This window comes from Marinobacter sp. L-80 (genome assembly GCF_056859395.1).
The window spans coordinates 59733-76323 of sequence record NZ_JBSXOI010000070.1 but is presented as its reverse complement, the minus strand read 5'-3'; the positions used below and the strand labels follow the sequence as shown (position 1 = coordinate 76323).

Here is a 16591-nt window from a genome sequence, read left to right as displayed (position 1 = left end):
GGCTTGCCCCGACGAGCGAACTCCGGCAGCCTGAAGCAAATTCTTCAGGCTGTTTTTCTCTATGGTTGACTGGTCCTCGCTTAACACGGTGTTCCTGGATATGGACGGGACACTGCTGGATCTGCATTTCGATAACCACTTCTGGCTCGAACATCTGCCGGCAAGGTACGCCGAGCAATACGACCTCCACCCCCAGGAAGCGAAAGACCGCCTGATTCCGATGATCATGGCCGAGCGCGGCTCACTGAACTGGTATTGCACCGATTACTGGAGCGAGCGGCTGTCTCTCGACATCACGGGGCTGAAAGCAGAGGTAGGCGACCGGATCGGTTACCGCCCCCACGTCACGGATTTTCTCGATGCCCTCCGACAAGCCGGGCTTCACTCGGTGATTGTCACCAACTGTCACCCCGACCCCCTGGCCCTGAAGCTGAAACGAACCGGCCTTGATACACGGGTGGATGCCATTGTTTCCAGCCACCAGTTGGGCAAGCCCAAGGAAGATCCCTCATTCTGGCAGGACCTCCAGCGAGTAACGCCTTACCAGGCCGAAAGCACCCTGATGGTCGACGACAGTTTTCCGGTGCTGGAAAGTGCGCTGGCGGCCGGCATTGCCCAATGTCTGGCCGTATTGGCGCCGGACAGCCAACAGGAAGCCCGGGAGCAGCACCCGGAAATACCCTGTATTCATCACTTCGATGAAATTCTCCCCGCGCTTCGCCAGCGGTCGCCCCTGCCATCCGGCCGATGACAGGGTTATAATTGGGCTACAAGCCCATCAGGTGAGGAGACATGACGGCATCAACCGCTGACGACCAACGTGTAAGACTCGATAAATGGCTCTGGGCCGCCCGATTCTACAAGACCCGCTCCCTGGCCAAGGAAGCGATCGAGGGTGGCAAGGTCCACTACAACAGCCAGAGATGCAAACCCGGCAGGCTGGTGGAAGCCGGCGCAAAGCTGACGTTGCGCCTGGGCTGGCAGGAAAAAATCATTATTGTTGATGACATCAGCGACCGGCGCCGTGGTGCACCCGAAGCTCAGAAGCTCTACCACGAAACCGAAGACAGCGTTAAGAAACGCGAGGAAATGGCCTGGCAGCGTAAAACTATGCAGGCAGCGCAGCTTCCTCCGGCCAGACGCCCCTCAAAGAAAGACCGAAGGGACATTCAGCGCTTTCGCGAACAGAACGGCCTCTGAACCCTTTATTACATCCCCGCCCTCAGTCAAACGTGCAACGACCGGCATTCAGCATTCAGGAGACACAACATGGCAGCCCGCGACCAGTTCCAGCGCTTTATCTTTGAACACAGCCAGGTGCGGGGAGCCTGGGTTCAGCTAGCGGACAGCTATCAGGAAATCGGCAGCCAGGCGCCCTACCCGGACACGGTCCGGGAACTCCTCGGAGAAGCACTGGTGGCGAGCATCCTGATGAGCAGCACCTTGAAGTTTGAGGGTACATTGTCGGTACAGGCCCAGGGGGAAGGGCCTCTGCGCACATTAATGGCCGAGTGCAGCCACGACAGACACATCCGCGGCCTGGCCCGCTTTGATGAGCATGCGGTCAGCGAAGACAGCTTCCACGATCTGCTCGGCGAGGGTCGGATGGCTATTACCATCACGCCCAACCGCGGCAACCGTTATCAGGGCGTTGTACCCCGGGATCAGGAGACACTCGCCGGCTGCCTTGAGGAATACTTTGATCGCTCGGAGCAGATTCCCACCAGCCTGTTCCTGTTTGCCGACGAAAACGGCGCCGCCGGCTTGATGCTACAGCGCCTGCCGGGCGCCACAGAGGAGGATGAAGACCTCTGGGACCGGGTAAACCATCTGGCCCGAACCGTGGAAGCCTCCGAATTACTGGAGCTGGACAGCGAAACCCTGCTTCACCGCCTGTTCCATGAGGAGACCGTACGCCTGTTTGACTCCGAACCGGTCGCCTTCCAGTGCAGCTGCTCACGGGAGCGTACCCTCGGTGCCCTGGAAGCCATCGGCCGCGAGGAGTGTTACAGCATCCTCGAGGAAGAGGGCTCTATCGAAATGGACTGCCAGTTCTGTCATGCTCACTATCGCTTCGATAGAAATGATATTGATCATCTTTTCACCGGTCATACGCTACACTAGAAACACGTTCGATTAGCCGGGAACCCGCTGATAGCAAGGCTTCCCGGGCAGTCGTTTTTTACCGGCGTCTCTGGCATAATAGCGCGCCTGAATTGACCCGACTGCTCAGATTTCCGTCAATTTTAGGAAGCGGCCTGAGCAATCACTAAGCATCCCGAGGGCGAGGTCGAAGTGAGCAACACTTATAGTGATCTGAGTACAGCACGACTGGTTGAGGTGGCACTGGCGCGTGAAGAAGGCCAGCTGGCATCCAACGGTTCCCTGGTCGTAAAAACCGGTGAGCGCACGGGCCGGTCTCCCAAGGACCGTTATATTGTCGAGGAGCCCAGCACCTCGGACGATATCCACTGGGGTCCGATCAACCGTCCTTTCGACGCTGAAAAATTCGACGCCCTCTGGGATCGTGTTGAAGCCTACATCGCCGAGAAAGACCAGTTCGTGTCTCACGTTCATGTTGGTTCCGACCCGGAGCACTACCTGCCGGTCAAAATGACGACCGAGACCGCCTGGCAGAATCTGTTCGGCCGAAACCTGTTTATCCGTCCGGACAGCTATAACCCGGCCGACAAGCAGGAATGGCAGATCCTGAACGCCGCCAACTTCGAGTGCGATCCCGAGCGCGATGGCACCAACAGCAACGGCTGCGTGATGATCAACTTTGCCAAGCGCAAGGTTCTGCTGGCTGGCATGCACTACGCCGGCGAGATGAAAAAAGCCATGTTCTCCGTGCAGAACTTCCTGCTGCCGGAAAAAGACGTGCTGCCCATGCACTGCTCGGCCAACGTCGGTGAAGACGGCGAAACCTGCCTGTTCTTCGGCCTGTCCGGCACTGGCAAGACTACCCTCTCCGCCGATCCGCACCGCTTCCTCATCGGTGACGACGAGCACGGTTGGGGCCCGGGCACCGTATTCAACATCGAAGGTGGCTGCTACGCGAAGTGCATCGACCTGACCCGGAAAAATGAACCGATCATCTGGGACGCCATCCGTTTCGGTGCCATTGTCGAGAACGTGACCATCGACCCTGAGACCCGTGAGCCGGATTACACCGACGTATCCCTCACCGAAAACTCCCGCTGCGCCTACCCGCTTGAGCACGTTGAAAAGCGCGTGATCGAGAACCGCGCCGGTGAGCCATCTCACATCGTGTTCCTGACCTGCGACATGACCGGCGTCCTGCCGCCCGTGTCCATCCTGAGCCGCGAAGGCGCCGCTTACCACTTCCTGAGTGGCTATACCGCTCTGGTTGGCTCCACCGAGATGGGCTCCTCCTCAAAGCTGAAGTCCACCTTCTCAACCTGCTTCGGTGCGCCCTTCTTCCCCCGTCCGGCCGGCGTTTACGCCGAGCTTCTGATGAAGCGGATGGACGAGTTTGGCAGCAAGGTCTTCCTGGTCAACACCGGCTGGACCGGCGGTCCTTACGGTGAAGGCCAGCGATTCAGCATTCCGACCACCCGCGCCATCATCGCCTCAATCCAGAATGGCGACCTGGACGACGTGGAAACCGAACACCTGCCAACCCTGAACCTGGACGTGCCCAAGCATGTTCCGGGCGTGGACACCGAGCTGCTGAACCCGCGCAACACATGGGTAAGCCCGGACTACTACGATGGCAAGGCCCAGGAACTGATCGCCCAGTTCGTCGAGAACTTCAAGAAGTTCGACGTGGCAGATTCGATCGTCGAGGCCGGTCCGAAGCTGAGCTGAGTCGATTACGGCAAGTAAGGAAAGCGCCCTGCGAAAGCACGGCGCTTTTTTTGTATGATAGCCCAACACACTCCAGGAAATGGCTTCATGAAACAGCATCTACGCCAGCTCTTTTCGTTTATTCTCAAACCACTGGAATCCGGAAAAGTTGGGCCCAGCTACAAAGATTCGCACCGCACCGTGCTGAATGTGGTGGGCGTCCTGTTCCTCGTTCTGGCGACGGTGTCGACGGCTATGCTCGTTTACACCGGTAAGGCAGGCGCCTTGATTCCCGTGCTTGTTTTCTTCGGTATTGGTGGCGTGTCCTTGGTGGTCGGGACGTTGGGCTCGGATGCCGCGGTGTCGAAGATGTGGGGCAACCGCTAGCGGACGCCCCATATCCTGTAATCAGGCGTAGAAAATAAGCGGCACAAAGGCCACCAGAACCAGCGAAATCCCCATGGCAATCAGCGGCATGATGATACGCTCATGGCGCTGATAAAAAGTCCCCGTTTCCTGTTGCGCCGCCAGCACTTCCGCCTCTCCAACCACCTGCCGGGTCAGCAGATGGTTCAGGGCTACCGGCGGGCTCAGGTAGCCGAGTTCAAATGCCACCAGGGTCACCATCCAGAAATGGATCGGATGAATTCCGCTGGAATAGGCAATCGTGGCAACCGTGGCGGTCACCAGGATCACGGCACCGAATGCGTCCATGATCATGCCCAGGATCACCAGGATTACCACCATCAGCAGCATGGCCGACCAGGCACTGTCGAACGACTGCGGGAAAGCCTCCATCAGGTGGGCCCGCTCGATCACACCACCGATGCTGACCGACAGCCCCAGCAACAGCAGCAGCGCGCCAATTTCCGCCGTCGTATCGTTTGTGGCGCCGCGGAGACTTCGCTCCAGGCCCTGATGATTGATCTCTCCCGAGGCTTTTCCTGACCGGTTTTTCAGGCTGACATGCTCGTACACAAGGATTGCCAGCATGATCACCGGCAGCAGCCTTGGCGCCGAGAATTCATCCATGCTCACGTCCAGCGCCAGCCGGTAAAACAGCACCACGGCAGCGATGACCAGAACGTAGGGAATCAGGGGTTTGAGCGCCTGCGTCATGGCCGGGAAGGCTTCAGCAGAGGGCGCCAGGTTGAATTCACTCTGTCGGTTCACACTGAGGGCCACGATCGCGAACATGGTGGCGGTCAGCACGAACACCCAGATGCCCCAGCCAAACAGCTCATCAGTGGTGACTTCCCGGTTCAGGTAAGCAATGACAACCACCAGCAGGCAGGGGCGCAAAACCACGCCCAGGGAACCGGACATAGCGGTCGCCGCCAGGGCCAGATGCCGCCGGGCACCGGCGGCACGCAGCTCACTGTATATCACTGCGCCGGCCGCGATCACGAAAATGCCGGAAGCGCCGGTGTAGGCCGTTGGCACGGCCGCCACCAGAACCGCTACAACCGCCAGCATTTCCGGTGGCATGCGCCAGGGCCGGAAGACATTGAACACCAGGGTGGCCAGGCGGGTCTGCTTGAGCATCATGCCCACCCACACATACAGACCGACATTCAGGAACATGTCGGACAGCTCCATCATCTTTCCGAGATAGATACCAATCCCCGACGCGTGTCCGATCAGCGCAAAATAGGTGCCGGAGATCAGACACATCACGGTATAGAGCGGAACGGCCAGGAAGGCCTTGTTCAGGCTGCCGCCCTCCTCAAGATCATCAGGCACCCGGAACAGCCGGTAGAGGCTGGCCAACGTGAGGCAGGCGAAACCGATAATCCAGAAATTGTGCAGCAACAACTCTTCGGACGAGACCGCCGTGTCTGAACCAAGGCTGGACTGGCGAAAGATTGCGCTCGACCCCAGCAGCATGGCATTGGCGATGGTTTGAAGAGTATGGGAGACCGTGTAATCCAGCCGGGTTTCCATGGCACGCATGGCGATATGATGACGAGTGAGGGTCGCCGTGACCGCGCACAGCATGACAAGGATCACGAGGATGAAACGCTGTGACTCCAGGCCAAAGGCGATCAGGTCAGCAATAAAAAGTTCGATGGCCCGATAGGCTTTCACCCCTGGTGTCAGCTGTTCACTGAGATTTTCGAAATTCTGGTGGGCCTCGCGGCAGTCAGCAACCGCTCGTTCGATGGCAAGCCGGACGTCAGCCGGGTCTTTTTCCTCGGCCCCCAGCAACGCGGCCATCGGGTCATCCGTCTCGGCATCCGCCGCCATTTCTTCAGCAACCGCCGCGTCGATATCCCGAGTCGGGTCGCAGGTGGGCTGAACCGGATCCATCCGCAACTTGTAATAGCCACTCCAGAGCTGTTCACCGCCCCGAAGCATCTGGTTGTGGATGTCGCTGCTCGTGGAGAAAATGACCACTGCAAGCAATAACAGACAGGCGGGCAGCGATGAAAACCACTCCAGCCCGCTACGATGAAAACCGCCCTTCGACATAACTGATTACTCTGGATAGGGAGTGGTTACAGCAGATCGTCCAGATCCATGGTTTCAACGGCTTCCGCCTGGTCATCCCAGAAGCTGCCCAGCTGCCCCATGGGTGTACGGTGCCCGGTGTTCTCAACCCAGAGACGGTCAGAAACCGCGACGATCATATCGGTGGCCATGGCGTCCACGAACCGCCACTGCTCATTGGCCGGCGTAGTCTCGATCGATTCGGCATGATCCCGGATCACCGAACGGACCATGGCTTCGTCTCCCTTGTTCAGGGCCGCGATGGCGTGGAACACGTGGGGCAAACGCACACCCGCAACCTCGCCCTGATCGTCGGCGATGGCCAGCCGTTCAAACGCGTTCTCACCCTCGGGCTGGGCACCCGGAATCATCGCCCACACCGTTGCCCGCAATGCCATGGGCGCACCCCACCATTTTTCATTATCGAGGCAGCTTGTGGCCCGGGCGGCAATGGAGCCAACGTTCGCCGGTACGCCAATGGACGAGGTGGACTGAATCTGGGCATTAAGCGCCTGGAGGCCGGAAAGAAGACCCGCCATGTAGATGAACTCGTCCATGTCGTCATCAAAATCCGGGCATTCGCCATCGGCAGGATTGCCGTAATGGGCATTGTGGTGCTGCCAGGCCTTGTAATAGCGCCGGGCAGCAACGCTATGTGCGCGCTTCTGCTGGATCATGGCATCCTCGGCCTCATTGCCGTTCATGGCATTCAGGGCGGCAAGTGCGGCCAGCTCGTGCTCCCTGGCCTCTTCTTCGGCGCAGCCGCCGGCACTGAGGTAGAGCATCACCGCCAACTGGTCCGGCTCATTGGTAACGCGGCCGAAGGACATCAGCAGTGGCGCAGTCGCCTCGCTCATGGCGCACCCCATGGCCAGATCGTTGCTTTCCATCAGAAAAGGCACCGTGTGATCCCTGGAGAAGCCCTGCATCACATCCCCGGTGGTCTTGTACATCACGTGATTCACCGCGCTGCAGCCGCCAAGGACCAAACTGGCCGTGAAAGCCGCCACAAGGTTACGCACTCGACGCGCGGAAAACGGCGACTTGCGGGAGGGATTCCGGAAATGGGTCATACCTTCTTCACCTTTTGCGTTTTTTGTTCTGATGCAGCCCTGCTGCAATCGCACGGCCCGGACTCTGGCGGAGAAACCGGTTTGTTACAGTCTGTAACCAGGCACGCATTATGGCGCAGGAGGCCCCGTTTTTATGCGACCGATGCCGCAAATGACGCCAATTTACACACACCTATGCCACCCCTTGGTTTGCACAATGGGCCGCGAGCCGCTATAGATTGGAGCAACCGAGAGTCGTTGTGATTCCGGCCAGTACAGACCGAACCCGCAGAAATACAATAAAAGGAGTATCCGATGCGCAAACCTGAACTCGCCGCGGCCATTGCCGACCGCACCGGGCTGACCCGGGAAAAGGCCAGCGAAGTGATTACCGCATTTACCGACCAGGTATCGGCCGCCGCCTCCCGTGGCGAGGATGTCACCCTGATCGGCTTTGGCACTTTCAACATCCGCAGCCGCGAAGCGCGTGATGGACGAAACCCGCAAACCGGCGAGACCATTCGCATCCCTGCCAGCAAAACCGTAGGCTTCAAGGCCGGCAAGGCGCTCAAAGACGAAATCCGCTAGTCAGGCACAGGCCCGCAGCTGCGGGCCTGCTTTACCCCTGGTTCAGGTTCCGGCGACGGAAGCACACTCAGAGCGAGTGGCATCTACCCGGCACCGAATCGCTTTCATCAACTTGATAGCCCGCTCATCGTATACACCGTCCTCCAGCAACGAGAGACGCACCTTGCGCAGCATCTTGTCGTATTCAGCGGTGTCTTCCTGGGGCAGCTGCATCCAGACGTCTTCCGGAATTTCAGCCTCTGCCTGGGCAATAATCTCGTAGGCCTCGTCTATGCGTTTGATGGCCTGGTCACGCACCATCTGGCCGGCGGAATCCGGGAACCGGTCACGGTGGATGATTACCTGGAAATTCATATACCCGAGGGCATATTTGACCACCGCACCGTTGGGCTGAACGCCCTTGTAAAGTTCCAGTGGTGTGTAGGCGACGGCCGGAGCATAGGCCAGGTCCACGCTACCGTTGTTGAACTTGCCGGCAAAGTTGGCGGAATTGGACCCCACCACAGATGCCCCCACATGGCGAACCATCCGCACGGATGCCTGATCGTAATCGAGGGTTGCAATCCGTTTGCCCTGCAGTTTCTCAACAGAATCGATGTTGCGGTCCCGGGTGTGGAGGTAAATGGCGCCCCCGGGGAATACACCGGCAACCTCGTAGGGACCATCAATCAGGAACGGCCGGGCTTTGGGCTGGCTGAGGGTGTTGTACAGCAGCCGCATTTCCTCTTCGCCGGGCACTGCGCCCATGGCTTCAAGGCTGCCCGTGAACTTGTTGAATTCCCGGGCCCGGGTGCCAGTAAGCAGCACGGCGTCGCACTGGCCCGCCTTGAAGTCCTCGGCGGCCACCTTCTCATCGGTGTAGGCGCGAAGGTCCAGCTTGATGCCGTTTTTCAGGGCAACCGGCTGGAAGGTTTTGGTGATGGCAAACAGGGGACCATTGGCACCAACCGGGTCAAAAACGCAAAAGCTGCGTTCCAGAGGCTCGTTCTGCGCCTGTGCCTGCCCCATCGAGGGGAATACCAGACTGGCACAGAGGGCAGTTGCCAAAGCTACCCGCTGGGGGAGGTTTGCTGATTTCACGGGATGACTCCTGATTATTATTGTCGGGCGCCGGTCTGTGAAAATGAACCGGTCAGGCCACGCTTTCCTTGGTCGACCATAGGGCGACGGCTACAAGAATACGTTGGCACAGGTGCCTGCCATCAAGGGTTTTTCAGCAAAAAGGGAGGATTCTGTGATGGTGTCGACAGAGGTTCCGCAACCCCTGCCGCACTTTGTCGCCTGAGCCGGATTCAGATTGCCGGCTTTGGCCAGGCCTTTCGACCCTCACTGAGAGTGAGCCGGACGACACCCGGCAGTTCGCGATCGGTCACCGGCGCATGGCGACCGGCTGAAACCAGTGTTTTCGAGTTCGGTGTCCAGAAGGCATCAGGATCAAACACACAGACATCAGCGATTTCACCCTCGGCAAGGCGGGCTGTTCTGCCCAGCGCGGAAGCCGGACCGTTGGTCAGCGCGCGAATCAGATCAGGCAGTGCCAGCTCATTCATCTCCACCAGTTCCAGCCCCAGCGACAGCACACTCTCAATGCTCGACAGTCCCGGCTCGGTGGCTGCCATGGGCGCCTGCTTGGCGGCGGTATCGTGAGGTTGATGCTGACTGACAATGGCATCAATCACGCCGTCCCGAACACCGGCTATCAACGCCTTCCGATCACCCTCGCCGCGCAGAGGAGGCCGAACATGGAAGCGGCTGTCGAAACCGGCCAGGGCCTCCTCGGTGAACACAAGCTGGTGCATGGCCACATCGGCGGTTACCGCAATGCCGCGGCGGCGGGCTTCAGCCAGCATTTCAACACTGCGACCACAGGAGAGCTGGCTCAGATGCAACCGTACCCCGGTCTCCTCCGCCAGCAACAGCATTTCCATCACCGCAGCGGTTTCCGCCACTTCCGGAATACCGAGCAGGCCCAGGCGAGATGTTACCAGGCCATCGTGGGCGTAGCCGTCGGCAGCCAGGGCCTGGTTCTCGGGACTGAACATTACCGTCAAACCAAAGGTCTGGGCGTAGGCCATGCAGCGGCGCAAGATGCGGGCGTTGCGCACGCCCCGGGAGCCATTACCCACAGCGACACAACCCGCCGAGGCCAGGCCCGCCATGTCGCTGAGCAAATCACCCTCCAGACCCCGGGTGATGGCACCAATGGGCAACACCCGGATCGGCGACCGGCTGGCGGCGCCGTCCCGGATCAGGTGGGTGACGGCACTGGAATCGTTCACCGGCGAGGTTTCCGGCGAAGCGCAGACCGTCGTGAAACCGCCATGAGCCGCTGCGAGAGTTTCCGAGGCAATATTGCCTTTCTGACCATTGCCCGGCTCACGGAGGTTACAGCAAAGATCGACAAACCCCGGCGTTATGACAGCGTTCTCTGCACTGATTGTCTCGTCGGCCTGTGCCCGGGCGGCAGCTTCGCCCATCGCGGCAATACGGCCATCCCGGATCAGCAGCGCGGTATTCTGCTGCTCCGGGCCCTGACCATCGAACAGTCGGCCTCCGGTAATCTTCAGGCTGGTTCCGGATGTGTTGACACTGCTCATGCCTGGCCCCTCTCACTCAATTTCTGCTGCCGTTCTGAAACCTGGCCACCCATGGCCATGGACATGACCGCCATCCGGATGGCGATGCCGTTGGTCACCTGGTTCAGAATGACCGACTGTGGTCCGTCGGCAACCGCCGATTCGATTTCAACGCCCCGATTGATCGGCCCCGGGTGCATAACGATGCATTCCGGATGGGCCAACGCCAGTTTTTGCTGGTTCAGGCCGTAGAGCCGGTAGAACTCGCGCTCGCTGGGCAGCAATGCGCCTTCCATCCGCTCTTTCTGCAGTCGCAGCATGATGACCACATCCAGATCCTTCATCCCGCGGGTCATGTCGTATTCCACCGTGCAGCCGAGGCTTTCCACGTCTTTGGGAAGCAGGGTTCCCGGGGCAATGACGCGAACTTCCTCCGCACCCAGCTCGTTGAGAGCCCGGATCTGGGAGCGGGCCACTCGGGAGTGCAGCACGTCGCCAACGATAGCGACTTTGAGGCCCTCGAAACGCCCCTTGTGCTGGCGAATCGTCAGCATATCCAGCATGGCCTGCGTCGGGTGAGCGTGGCGACCATCACCAGCGTTGATGATGGCGACGCCGGGCGTCACGCTCTCGGCAATAAAATGCGGCGCACCACTCTGGGAGTGCCGGACCACGAACATGTCGCTGGCCATGGCTTCCAGGTTGAGCAGCGTGTCAGACAGGGATTCGCCTTTGGAGGTGGCCGAGGTGCTGATATCCAGGTTGAGCACATCCGCAGAGAGGCGCTTGGCCGCCAGCTCAAAGGTACTGCGGGTTCGGGTGCTGGACTCGAAAAACAGGTTTACCACGGTTCGCCCGCGAAGCAGTGGCACTTTCTTGATGGTTCGCTCACCGACCTCGATAAAGGAGTCCGCCGTGTCCAGGATGTCGGTCAGCAGCGCCCGATCCAGACCGTCGAGAGTGAGGAAATGCCGCAACTGACCATCCCGGGTCAGCTGCAAGTGGTGCGGGGAAGAGTCGTTCGCGGTCATGGGTCGCCTGTTATCCGATTCGGAGGTTTATTGTCCGGCTTCCTGAAGCTCGATACGGAGCGGGTCGGGGCCACGCAGTTTGACGCGTTGATGGGATTCCAACGCCATTGTCTTGCCAGCCACATCCGGCTGGATGGGCAGTTCCCGGGCACCGAGGTCAATCAGGGTGGCCAGTATGATACTGGCTGGACGGCCATAATCGAAGATCTCATTCATGGCGGCGCGGATCGTCCGGCCGCTCATGATGACATCGTCAATCAGGATGATGTCACGGCCTTCGGTATCGAAGGGCAGACTCGAGGGTTTCACCCGGGGATTCAGGCCGATGCGGCTGAAATCATCGCGGTAGAAGGAGATGTCCAGTTCGCCGAACGGCTCTTCGATGCCAAGGCGTTTGCTCAGCACGTCGGCCAGCCAGACGCCTCCGGTCCGTATACCGATCAGGACCGGGGATTGCACGCCCCGTTGCTCGAGCGCCTGACGCAGCCCGGTTTCCATCTGGTCAAGCAACTGATCAATATCAAGCAATGCCGTCATTCGGTCCTCACTGTTGAAAAAAGGTTTCCAGGATCAGCACCGCGGCCCGGTCATCCACTCCGTGGCGACCAAAATCACGACTGCCTCCGGCGGCCATCACTTCACCCTTGGCCTCGAAGCTGGTGAGCCGCTCGTCCACCATCTCGACCGGCACGTGGTAGCGCCCATGCAGGCGCTTGCCGAATTTGCGCGCCCGGGCACACATATCGTTTTCGGTGTCGTCCATGTTGAGGGGCAAACCGACCACGACCAGGTCCGGACGCCACTCCTCGAGCAGGGACTCAATCTGTTGCCAATCGGGGATACCGTCTCGGGCAGGAATCAGAGCCACCGGTTGGCCGGATCCAAGCAACTCCTGACCGACCGCTACGCCAATACGGCGGGTGCCAAAATCGAACGCCATGACGCGACGGCTGGCCGGTTCAGGCATGACCGACCGATTCGCTGAGCTGATTGAGATCAATGCCGATCAGCTGCAGCACCGCCTTGTAGCGTTCTTCCCAGGGAGTACGGAACAGGATGTCGGTGTTGGCCGGACAGGTGAGCCAGGCGTTGCTGCCCAGCTCCTCTTCCAGTTGCCCTTCGCTCCAGCCGGAATAGCCCAATGCCACCAGGTACTCGTCGGGACCTTCGCCACGACCAATGCCTGCCAATACGTCGCGGGATGTGGTCAGCAGAACATCGTCGGTGACCTTCGCCGTGTTCTGCCAGCTAGTGCCTGGGGGATGCAGCACAAAGCCGCGTTCCGGCTGCACCGGACCACCGCTGAATACCGGCAGATCCAGCTCGCCGCCTGGCAGGTCCAGTTGCTCCAGGATTTCACCAAGGTGGATGTCCAGCGGCTGATTGATCATTAACCCCAGGGCACCGTCGTCGGAATGCTCGCAAATGTAGATCACGCCGCCATGGAAACGGGGATCAGCGAGATAGGGCGATGCCACCAGGAACTGGTGGCGCAAGCTATGGGGAGAGTGTTTTGATGCTGTCATCCGGATGTCAGCCCCCGACGCTGGAAGGACCAGGTACGTATGATTTCAAGTTCATCCACCTCTTTCCGCATTTCGTCCGGAAATGGTGCAAAAGGCGAGGCCATCCTGACTATACGGATGGCAGCATCATCCAGGACGGTGCTGCCGGAAGACTGCAGGATCGCCACCTCTTTAATGGTGCCGTCTTTCTTGAGTGACACCAGCATTCGCAGTGTGCCATAGATTCCGGCATTGCGCGCCTCGGTCGGGTAGTTGATATTCCCCACCCGCGTTACCTTGCTCACCCAGTTCTGAACGTACCAGGCGTTGGTGGACTTGAGCGTAGAGGCGGCCGTTACCCGCATCACCCTGGGTTTGCGGGCATAGGCCTGCTGCTGGGCATCGAATCGGGCCTCAAGGCTGGCAATTTCCAGGCTGCGCTCCATCAGGCTCTTTTTCTCGCGAACCGGCAGAGGTTCCTCTTCCGGCCTGGTGCGCTCTTCCGGCTGGCGAACCTTCTGACTGGAAGAACTTTCGGTCTGAACGACCTGCTTTTCCTGACGCGGCTGCGGCTCGGTTTGCGCAGGGGGTTCGGGTTGAACCTGTGCCACCTGCGGCTGGCTCACCTCCGCCGGTTGCGGGGTGGTCATTTCCCGAACCTCTTCCTCGGTACCACTGCCCTTCTGACTGGTCTGGGCCAGGAAATCCGCCTTCTCCGGAGCTTCCTCATCGTCAAACTGGGACAGGGTGATTTCCATGGTCTGGGCAGAGGAGCGAGGCGGTTCAGGCGCAAAGGTGATTCCCAGCACCACGATGGCGTGCACCGCCAGCGCCATAAACAGGGTGAAGGAAAACCGGTCGAAGTCGCTTACCTGAACTGCCATTCCTGATATGGATCCTGTCGTTATACCTGCCCGGCCGCCATCACCGGATTATGCCTGGCCCAGACGCTTTGCAATCGCGTCCATCAATAAGCCACCAATATCGATCCCGAAGGCCGCATCGAGTTCCCGGATACAGGTCGGGCTGGTGACATTGATTTCGGTAAGGTAGTCACCGATGACATCCAGACCCACAAAAATGAGGCCCTTCTCTTTGATCACCGGGGCAACGCGCTCGCAGATCTCGCGATCCCGCGCGGTCAGTTCACGACCTTCACCCCGGCCGCCGGCGGCCAGATTGCCCCGATTCTCGCCATGGGAGGGTATTCTCGCAAGTGAATAGGGTACCGGTTCACCGTCGATCAGCAGGATGCGCTTGTCGCCATCGCTGATTTCGGGAATGTATTTCTGGGCCATGGCCTGGTGCGTGCCATAGTTGGTGAGGGTTTCGATGATGACACCGAGATTGAAATCGTTTTCCCGGATACGGAAGATCGAATGACCGCCCATGCCGTCCACCGGCTTCATGATGACATCGCCGTGTTCGGCGTAGAACTCGCGGAAGCGACTCGCCGAACGGCTGACAAGTAGTGGCGGCGTCAGGTCAGTAAACTGCGTGGCGAACAGCTTCTCATTGCAGTCACGCAGCGTGGACGCCGGATTGACCACCAGAGCGCCCTGCTGCTCGGCCGCCTCCAGTATATGGGTGGCCATCAGGAACTCCCGGTCTACCGGCGGGTCCTTGCGCATGAGGATGACATCAAGATCTCCCAGCGCCCGGTCCTGGGACGGCCCGAAGCCGTACCAGTTTTCCGGATCCATGTGCACAGTCAGGTCACGGGTGTGCGCCATGGCACGGCCACCGTCCAGGTACAGGTCGGGGAGCTCCATGTACTCGATTTCCCAACCGCGTTTCTGGGCAGCCAGCAACATGGCCAGTGAGCTGTCTTTCTTGAAGTGGATATCTTCAATCGGATCCATCACGATCCCGAGTCTGACGGTCATGGGCGTTCCTGCACTCCTGAGGGTTAAAAACACGAACCGGTCTGCAGAGCGGACCAGACATTAAGTGCTATGCTTTGAAATCAGATGGTATTGTACCCGAACTGCAAATGCATCCGGAGAAATCCTCAGTCAGTTACGTGACGTTGCGGGCAGTAGTACATTTGGTCACAAACTAATACTTTTTATCCGGCCATTGATAATCTATAAATGAGCGGGGTTTATAGAAGAACCTTAAGGTTTGTGTTAAAACCCCCGTTTTAAAATAACGACAGTCGCTGAGCGCAAGGCAGTTGGACAATGGATGACAACTTCGAGAACTTGAAGATCATGGTGATCGACGACAGTAAAACCATACGTCGCACCGCAGAAACCCTTCTGAAAAAGGTCGGCTGTGAGGTCATCACCGCGACTGACGGCTTTGACGCTCTTGCCAAGATTGCCGATTCCCAGCCGGACATCATTTTTGTCGATATCATGATGCCCCGCCTGGACGGCTACCAGACCTGCGCACTTATCAAGAACAATTCCTCCTTCAAAAAGACGCCGGTTATCATGCTCTCCAGCAAGGACGGTCTGTTCGACAAGGCCAAGGGCCGCATCGTCGGCTCGGACCAGTATCTGACCAAACCGTTCAGTAAGGATGAGCTGCTCAATACCATCCGCCAGTATGTTCCACAGGCGGAACAGTAAACCTGCTGCCCCCAAGAACTATCGAGGAAACCATGGCCCGCATTCTTATTGTTGACGACTCCCCTACCGAGGTTAAGAAAATCTCCACGATCCTGGAAAAGCATAAGCACGAGGTGCTTACAGCTGACAACGGCGCAGACGGCGTTGCCAAAGCTCGTGCAGAGACCCCGGACCTGGTTCTGATGGATGTGGTTATGCCGGGCCTGAACGGCTTTCAGGCAACCCGCCAACTGACCCGCGCCCCGGAAACCGCATCCATCCCGGTCGTCATCGTAACCACCAAGGACCAGGAAACTGACCGAGTTTGGGGCACCCGACAGGGCGCCAAGGGTTACCTGGTCAAGCCGGTTAACGAAGACGACCTGATCAAAACAATCAACAGTCTGATTGCCTGATCCCCAACCGTGGAGTAAGCATGTCCGCCCAGGCCGCCCCTTTTGCCGTTCTGACGGATATCGCCGCGCGCAGCCGGTCGCTGGCTGCCGGCCTGCCGGAACAACAGCAAGCCGTTGAACTGTGGAACGGCATCGGCTTCGTTCTCGCAGGCGAACGGTACGTTGCCCCCATGGGCGAAGTCACTGAAATCCTCCACGTCCCCCGGTTTACCCATATACCGGGGGTTCGCCCGTTTTTGCTTGGCGCGGCCAATGTTCGCGGCCGCCTCCTGCCCCTGGTTGATCTTGCCGGCTTTTTCGATATTCCCCGCTCTTCCCGTAGCCAGCGGGAACGGCGCGTGCTGGTGGTAGAGCAGGGTGACATTTTCAGCGGGCTGGTAGTCGATAGTGTGCTGGGCATGCAGTATTTCGCAACTGACAGTTTCAAGGATTCGCCCGAGGGCGTGCCTGAAAACGTTCGACCGTTTGTCTCAGGCGGTTATGAACGCAACGAAGAAGTCTGGAAAGTGTTTTCGGCCGTCGATCTGCTCGAGGACGAACGATTTCTTGACGTCGCACAGTGGTAAGG

Annotated in this window: 19 protein-coding genes; 9 read left to right on the top strand and 10 right to left on the bottom strand. The window is 59.0% G+C overall.

Annotated features, from left to right (window positions below; all coding sequences use genetic code 11):
* The first annotated feature begins 61 nt into the window (after positions 1 to 61).
* From yrfG to AC13E3_RS13445, 5 genes are all read left to right on the top strand, one after another.
* Positions 62 to 751 carry a GMP/IMP nucleotidase gene (yrfG, locus tag AC13E3_RS13465; RefSeq protein ID WP_405417451.1) on the top strand — a complete coding sequence of 230 codons (690 nt, stop codon included), beginning with the start codon at positions 62 to 64 and terminating at the stop codon, positions 749 to 751.
* A 41-nt stretch (positions 752 to 792) separates the two neighbouring features.
* Positions 793 to 1200: a ribosome-associated heat shock protein Hsp15 gene (gene hslR, locus AC13E3_RS13460; protein WP_008175667.1), complete on the top strand. Its 408-nt coding sequence runs from the start codon at positions 793 to 795 to the stop codon at positions 1198 to 1200.
* A gap of 69 nt (positions 1201 to 1269) precedes the next feature.
* Positions 1270 to 2124 carry an Hsp33 family molecular chaperone HslO gene (gene hslO, locus AC13E3_RS13455; protein ID WP_008175666.1) on the top strand — a complete coding sequence of 285 codons (855 nt, stop codon included), beginning with the start codon at positions 1270 to 1272 and terminating at the stop codon, positions 2122 to 2124.
* Positions 2125 to 2295: 171 nt separating this feature from the next.
* Positions 2296 to 3831, top strand: a complete 1536-nt coding sequence (locus AC13E3_RS13450) for a phosphoenolpyruvate carboxykinase (protein WP_008175663.1) — start codon at positions 2296 to 2298, stop codon at positions 3829 to 3831.
* Between the two features lie 87 nt (positions 3832 to 3918).
* Entirely contained in the window at positions 3919 to 4197 is a 279-nt protein-coding gene (locus tag AC13E3_RS13445) for a hypothetical protein (protein ID WP_053113264.1), read from the top strand.
* 21 nt (positions 4198 to 4218) lie between these two features.
* On the opposite strand, the gene AC13E3_RS13440 is transcribed toward AC13E3_RS13445, so the two are convergent.
* The gene (locus tag AC13E3_RS13440; RefSeq protein WP_008175659.1) at positions 4219 to 6282 is read right to left on the bottom strand and encodes a TRAP transporter large permease subunit; all 2064 of its coding nucleotides are present in this window, start codon (positions 6280 to 6282) and stop codon (positions 4219 to 4221) included.
* A 26-nt stretch (positions 6283 to 6308) separates the two neighbouring features.
* Entirely contained in the window at positions 6309 to 7373 is a 1065-nt protein-coding gene (locus AC13E3_RS13435) for a hypothetical protein (protein WP_008175657.1), read from the bottom strand.
* A gap of 294 nt (positions 7374 to 7667) precedes the next feature.
* Here AC13E3_RS13435 and AC13E3_RS13430 point away from each other — a divergent pair, with 294 nt between their 5' ends.
* Positions 7668 to 7940, top strand: coding sequence for an HU family DNA-binding protein (locus AC13E3_RS13430; RefSeq protein WP_008175654.1), 273 nt, complete (start codon positions 7668 to 7670; stop codon positions 7938 to 7940).
* A 42-nt stretch (positions 7941 to 7982) separates the two neighbouring features.
* Here AC13E3_RS13430 and AC13E3_RS13425 read toward each other — a convergent pair whose 3' ends face one another.
* The 8 genes from AC13E3_RS13425 to gshB form a co-directional block, all read right to left on the bottom strand.
* The gene (locus AC13E3_RS13425; RefSeq protein WP_228743866.1) at positions 7983 to 8948 is read right to left on the bottom strand and encodes a putative solute-binding protein; all 966 of its coding nucleotides are present in this window, start codon (positions 8946 to 8948) and stop codon (positions 7983 to 7985) included.
* 284 nt (positions 8949 to 9232) lie between these two features.
* Entirely contained in the window at positions 9233 to 10537 is a 1305-nt protein-coding gene (locus AC13E3_RS13420; protein WP_014578668.1) for a dihydroorotase, read from the bottom strand.
* Positions 10534 to 11547, bottom strand: a complete 1014-nt coding sequence (locus tag AC13E3_RS13415) for an aspartate carbamoyltransferase catalytic subunit (RefSeq protein ID WP_008175649.1) — start codon at positions 11545 to 11547, stop codon at positions 10534 to 10536. The genes AC13E3_RS13420 and AC13E3_RS13415 overlap by 4 nt, the downstream gene beginning before the upstream one ends.
* A 27-nt stretch (positions 11548 to 11574) precedes the next feature.
* Positions 11575 to 12084, bottom strand: a complete 510-nt coding sequence (pyrR, locus tag AC13E3_RS13410; RefSeq protein WP_008175647.1) for a bifunctional pyr operon transcriptional regulator/uracil phosphoribosyltransferase PyrR — start codon at positions 12082 to 12084, stop codon at positions 11575 to 11577.
* Between the two features lie 7 nt (positions 12085 to 12091).
* Positions 12092 to 12514: a Holliday junction resolvase RuvX gene (ruvX, locus tag AC13E3_RS13405; RefSeq protein WP_008175643.1), complete on the bottom strand. Its 423-nt coding sequence runs from the start codon at positions 12512 to 12514 to the stop codon at positions 12092 to 12094.
* Complete coding sequence (locus AC13E3_RS13400; RefSeq protein WP_039882120.1) at positions 12507 to 13073, bottom strand: YqgE/AlgH family protein; 567 nt, start codon at positions 13071 to 13073, stop codon at positions 12507 to 12509. Before AC13E3_RS13400 ends, ruvX begins: the two co-directional genes overlap by 8 nt.
* Entirely contained in the window at positions 13070 to 13936 is an 867-nt protein-coding gene (locus tag AC13E3_RS13395) for an energy transducer TonB (protein WP_014578671.1), read from the bottom strand. Before AC13E3_RS13395 ends, AC13E3_RS13400 begins: the two co-directional genes overlap by 4 nt.
* 48 nt (positions 13937 to 13984) lie before the next feature.
* The gene (gene gshB / locus AC13E3_RS13390) at positions 13985 to 14938 is read right to left on the bottom strand and encodes a glutathione synthase (RefSeq protein WP_482902124.1); all 954 of its coding nucleotides are present in this window, start codon (positions 14936 to 14938) and stop codon (positions 13985 to 13987) included.
* Between the two features lie 297 nt (positions 14939 to 15235).
* On the opposite strand from gshB, the gene pilG reads away from it, so the two are divergent.
* The 3 genes from pilG to AC13E3_RS13375 are packed head-to-tail and all read left to right on the top strand — an operon-like array spanning position 15236 to position 16589.
* Positions 15236 to 15628: a twitching motility response regulator PilG gene (gene pilG / locus AC13E3_RS13385; RefSeq protein ID WP_008175635.1), complete on the top strand. Its 393-nt coding sequence runs from the start codon at positions 15236 to 15238 to the stop codon at positions 15626 to 15628.
* 32 nt (positions 15629 to 15660) lie between these two features.
* Positions 15661 to 16023 (top strand): twitching motility response regulator PilH, encoded by a 363-nt coding sequence (gene pilH / locus AC13E3_RS13380; RefSeq protein ID WP_011787171.1) that lies wholly within the window; start codon positions 15661 to 15663, stop codon positions 16021 to 16023.
* A 20-nt stretch (positions 16024 to 16043) separates the two neighbouring features.
* Positions 16044 to 16589, top strand: a complete 546-nt coding sequence (locus AC13E3_RS13375) for a chemotaxis protein CheW (RefSeq protein WP_008172777.1) — start codon at positions 16044 to 16046, stop codon at positions 16587 to 16589.
* Positions 16590 to 16591 lie beyond the last annotated feature (2 nt).

Excerpts from the sequence above, each read along its gene's own strand:
- yrfG (WP_405417451.1), top strand. The coding sequence starts at position 62 with ATGGTTGACTGGTCCTCGCTTAACACGGTGTTCCTGGATATGGACGGG.
- hslR (WP_008175667.1), top strand. The coding sequence starts at position 793 with ATGACGGCATCAACCGCTGACGACCAACGTGTAAGACTCGATAAATGG.
- hslO (WP_008175666.1), top strand. The coding sequence starts at position 1,270 with ATGGCAGCCCGCGACCAGTTCCAGCGCTTTATCTTTGAACACAGCCAG.
- AC13E3_RS13445 (WP_053113264.1), top strand. The coding sequence starts at position 3,919 with ATGAAACAGCATCTACGCCAGCTCTTTTCGTTTATTCTCAAACCACTG.
- AC13E3_RS13440 (WP_008175659.1), bottom strand. The coding sequence starts at position 6,282 with ATGTCGAAGGGCGGTTTTCATCGTAGCGGGCTGGAGTGGTTTTCATCG.
- AC13E3_RS13435 (WP_008175657.1), bottom strand. The coding sequence starts at position 7,373 with ATGACCCATTTCCGGAATCCCTCCCGCAAGTCGCCGTTTTCCGCGCGT.
- AC13E3_RS13430 (WP_008175654.1), top strand. The coding sequence starts at position 7,668 with ATGCGCAAACCTGAACTCGCCGCGGCCATTGCCGACCGCACCGGGCTG.
- AC13E3_RS13425 (WP_228743866.1), bottom strand. The coding sequence starts at position 8,948 with ATGGGGCAGGCACAGGCGCAGAACGAGCCTCTGGAACGCAGCTTTTGC.
- AC13E3_RS13420 (WP_014578668.1), bottom strand. The coding sequence starts at position 10,537 with ATGAGCAGTGTCAACACATCCGGAACCAGCCTGAAGATTACCGGAGGC.
- AC13E3_RS13415 (WP_008175649.1), bottom strand. The coding sequence starts at position 11,547 with ATGACCGCGAACGACTCTTCCCCGCACCACTTGCAGCTGACCCGGGAT.
- pyrR (WP_008175647.1), bottom strand. The coding sequence starts at position 12,084 with ATGACGGCATTGCTTGATATTGATCAGTTGCTTGACCAGATGGAAACC.
- ruvX (WP_008175643.1), bottom strand. The coding sequence starts at position 12,514 with ATGCCTGAACCGGCCAGCCGTCGCGTCATGGCGTTCGATTTTGGCACC.
- AC13E3_RS13400 (WP_039882120.1), bottom strand. The coding sequence starts at position 13,073 with ATGACAGCATCAAAACACTCTCCCCATAGCTTGCGCCACCAGTTCCTG.
- AC13E3_RS13395 (WP_014578671.1), bottom strand. The coding sequence starts at position 13,936 with ATGGCAGTTCAGGTAAGCGACTTCGACCGGTTTTCCTTCACCCTGTTT.
- gshB (WP_482902124.1), bottom strand. The coding sequence starts at position 14,938 with ATGACCGTCAGACTCGGGATCGTGATGGATCCGATTGAAGATATCCAC.
- pilG (WP_008175635.1), top strand. The coding sequence starts at position 15,236 with ATGGATGACAACTTCGAGAACTTGAAGATCATGGTGATCGACGACAGT.
- pilH (WP_011787171.1), top strand. The coding sequence starts at position 15,661 with ATGGCCCGCATTCTTATTGTTGACGACTCCCCTACCGAGGTTAAGAAA.
- AC13E3_RS13375 (WP_008172777.1), top strand. The coding sequence starts at position 16,044 with ATGTCCGCCCAGGCCGCCCCTTTTGCCGTTCTGACGGATATCGCCGCG.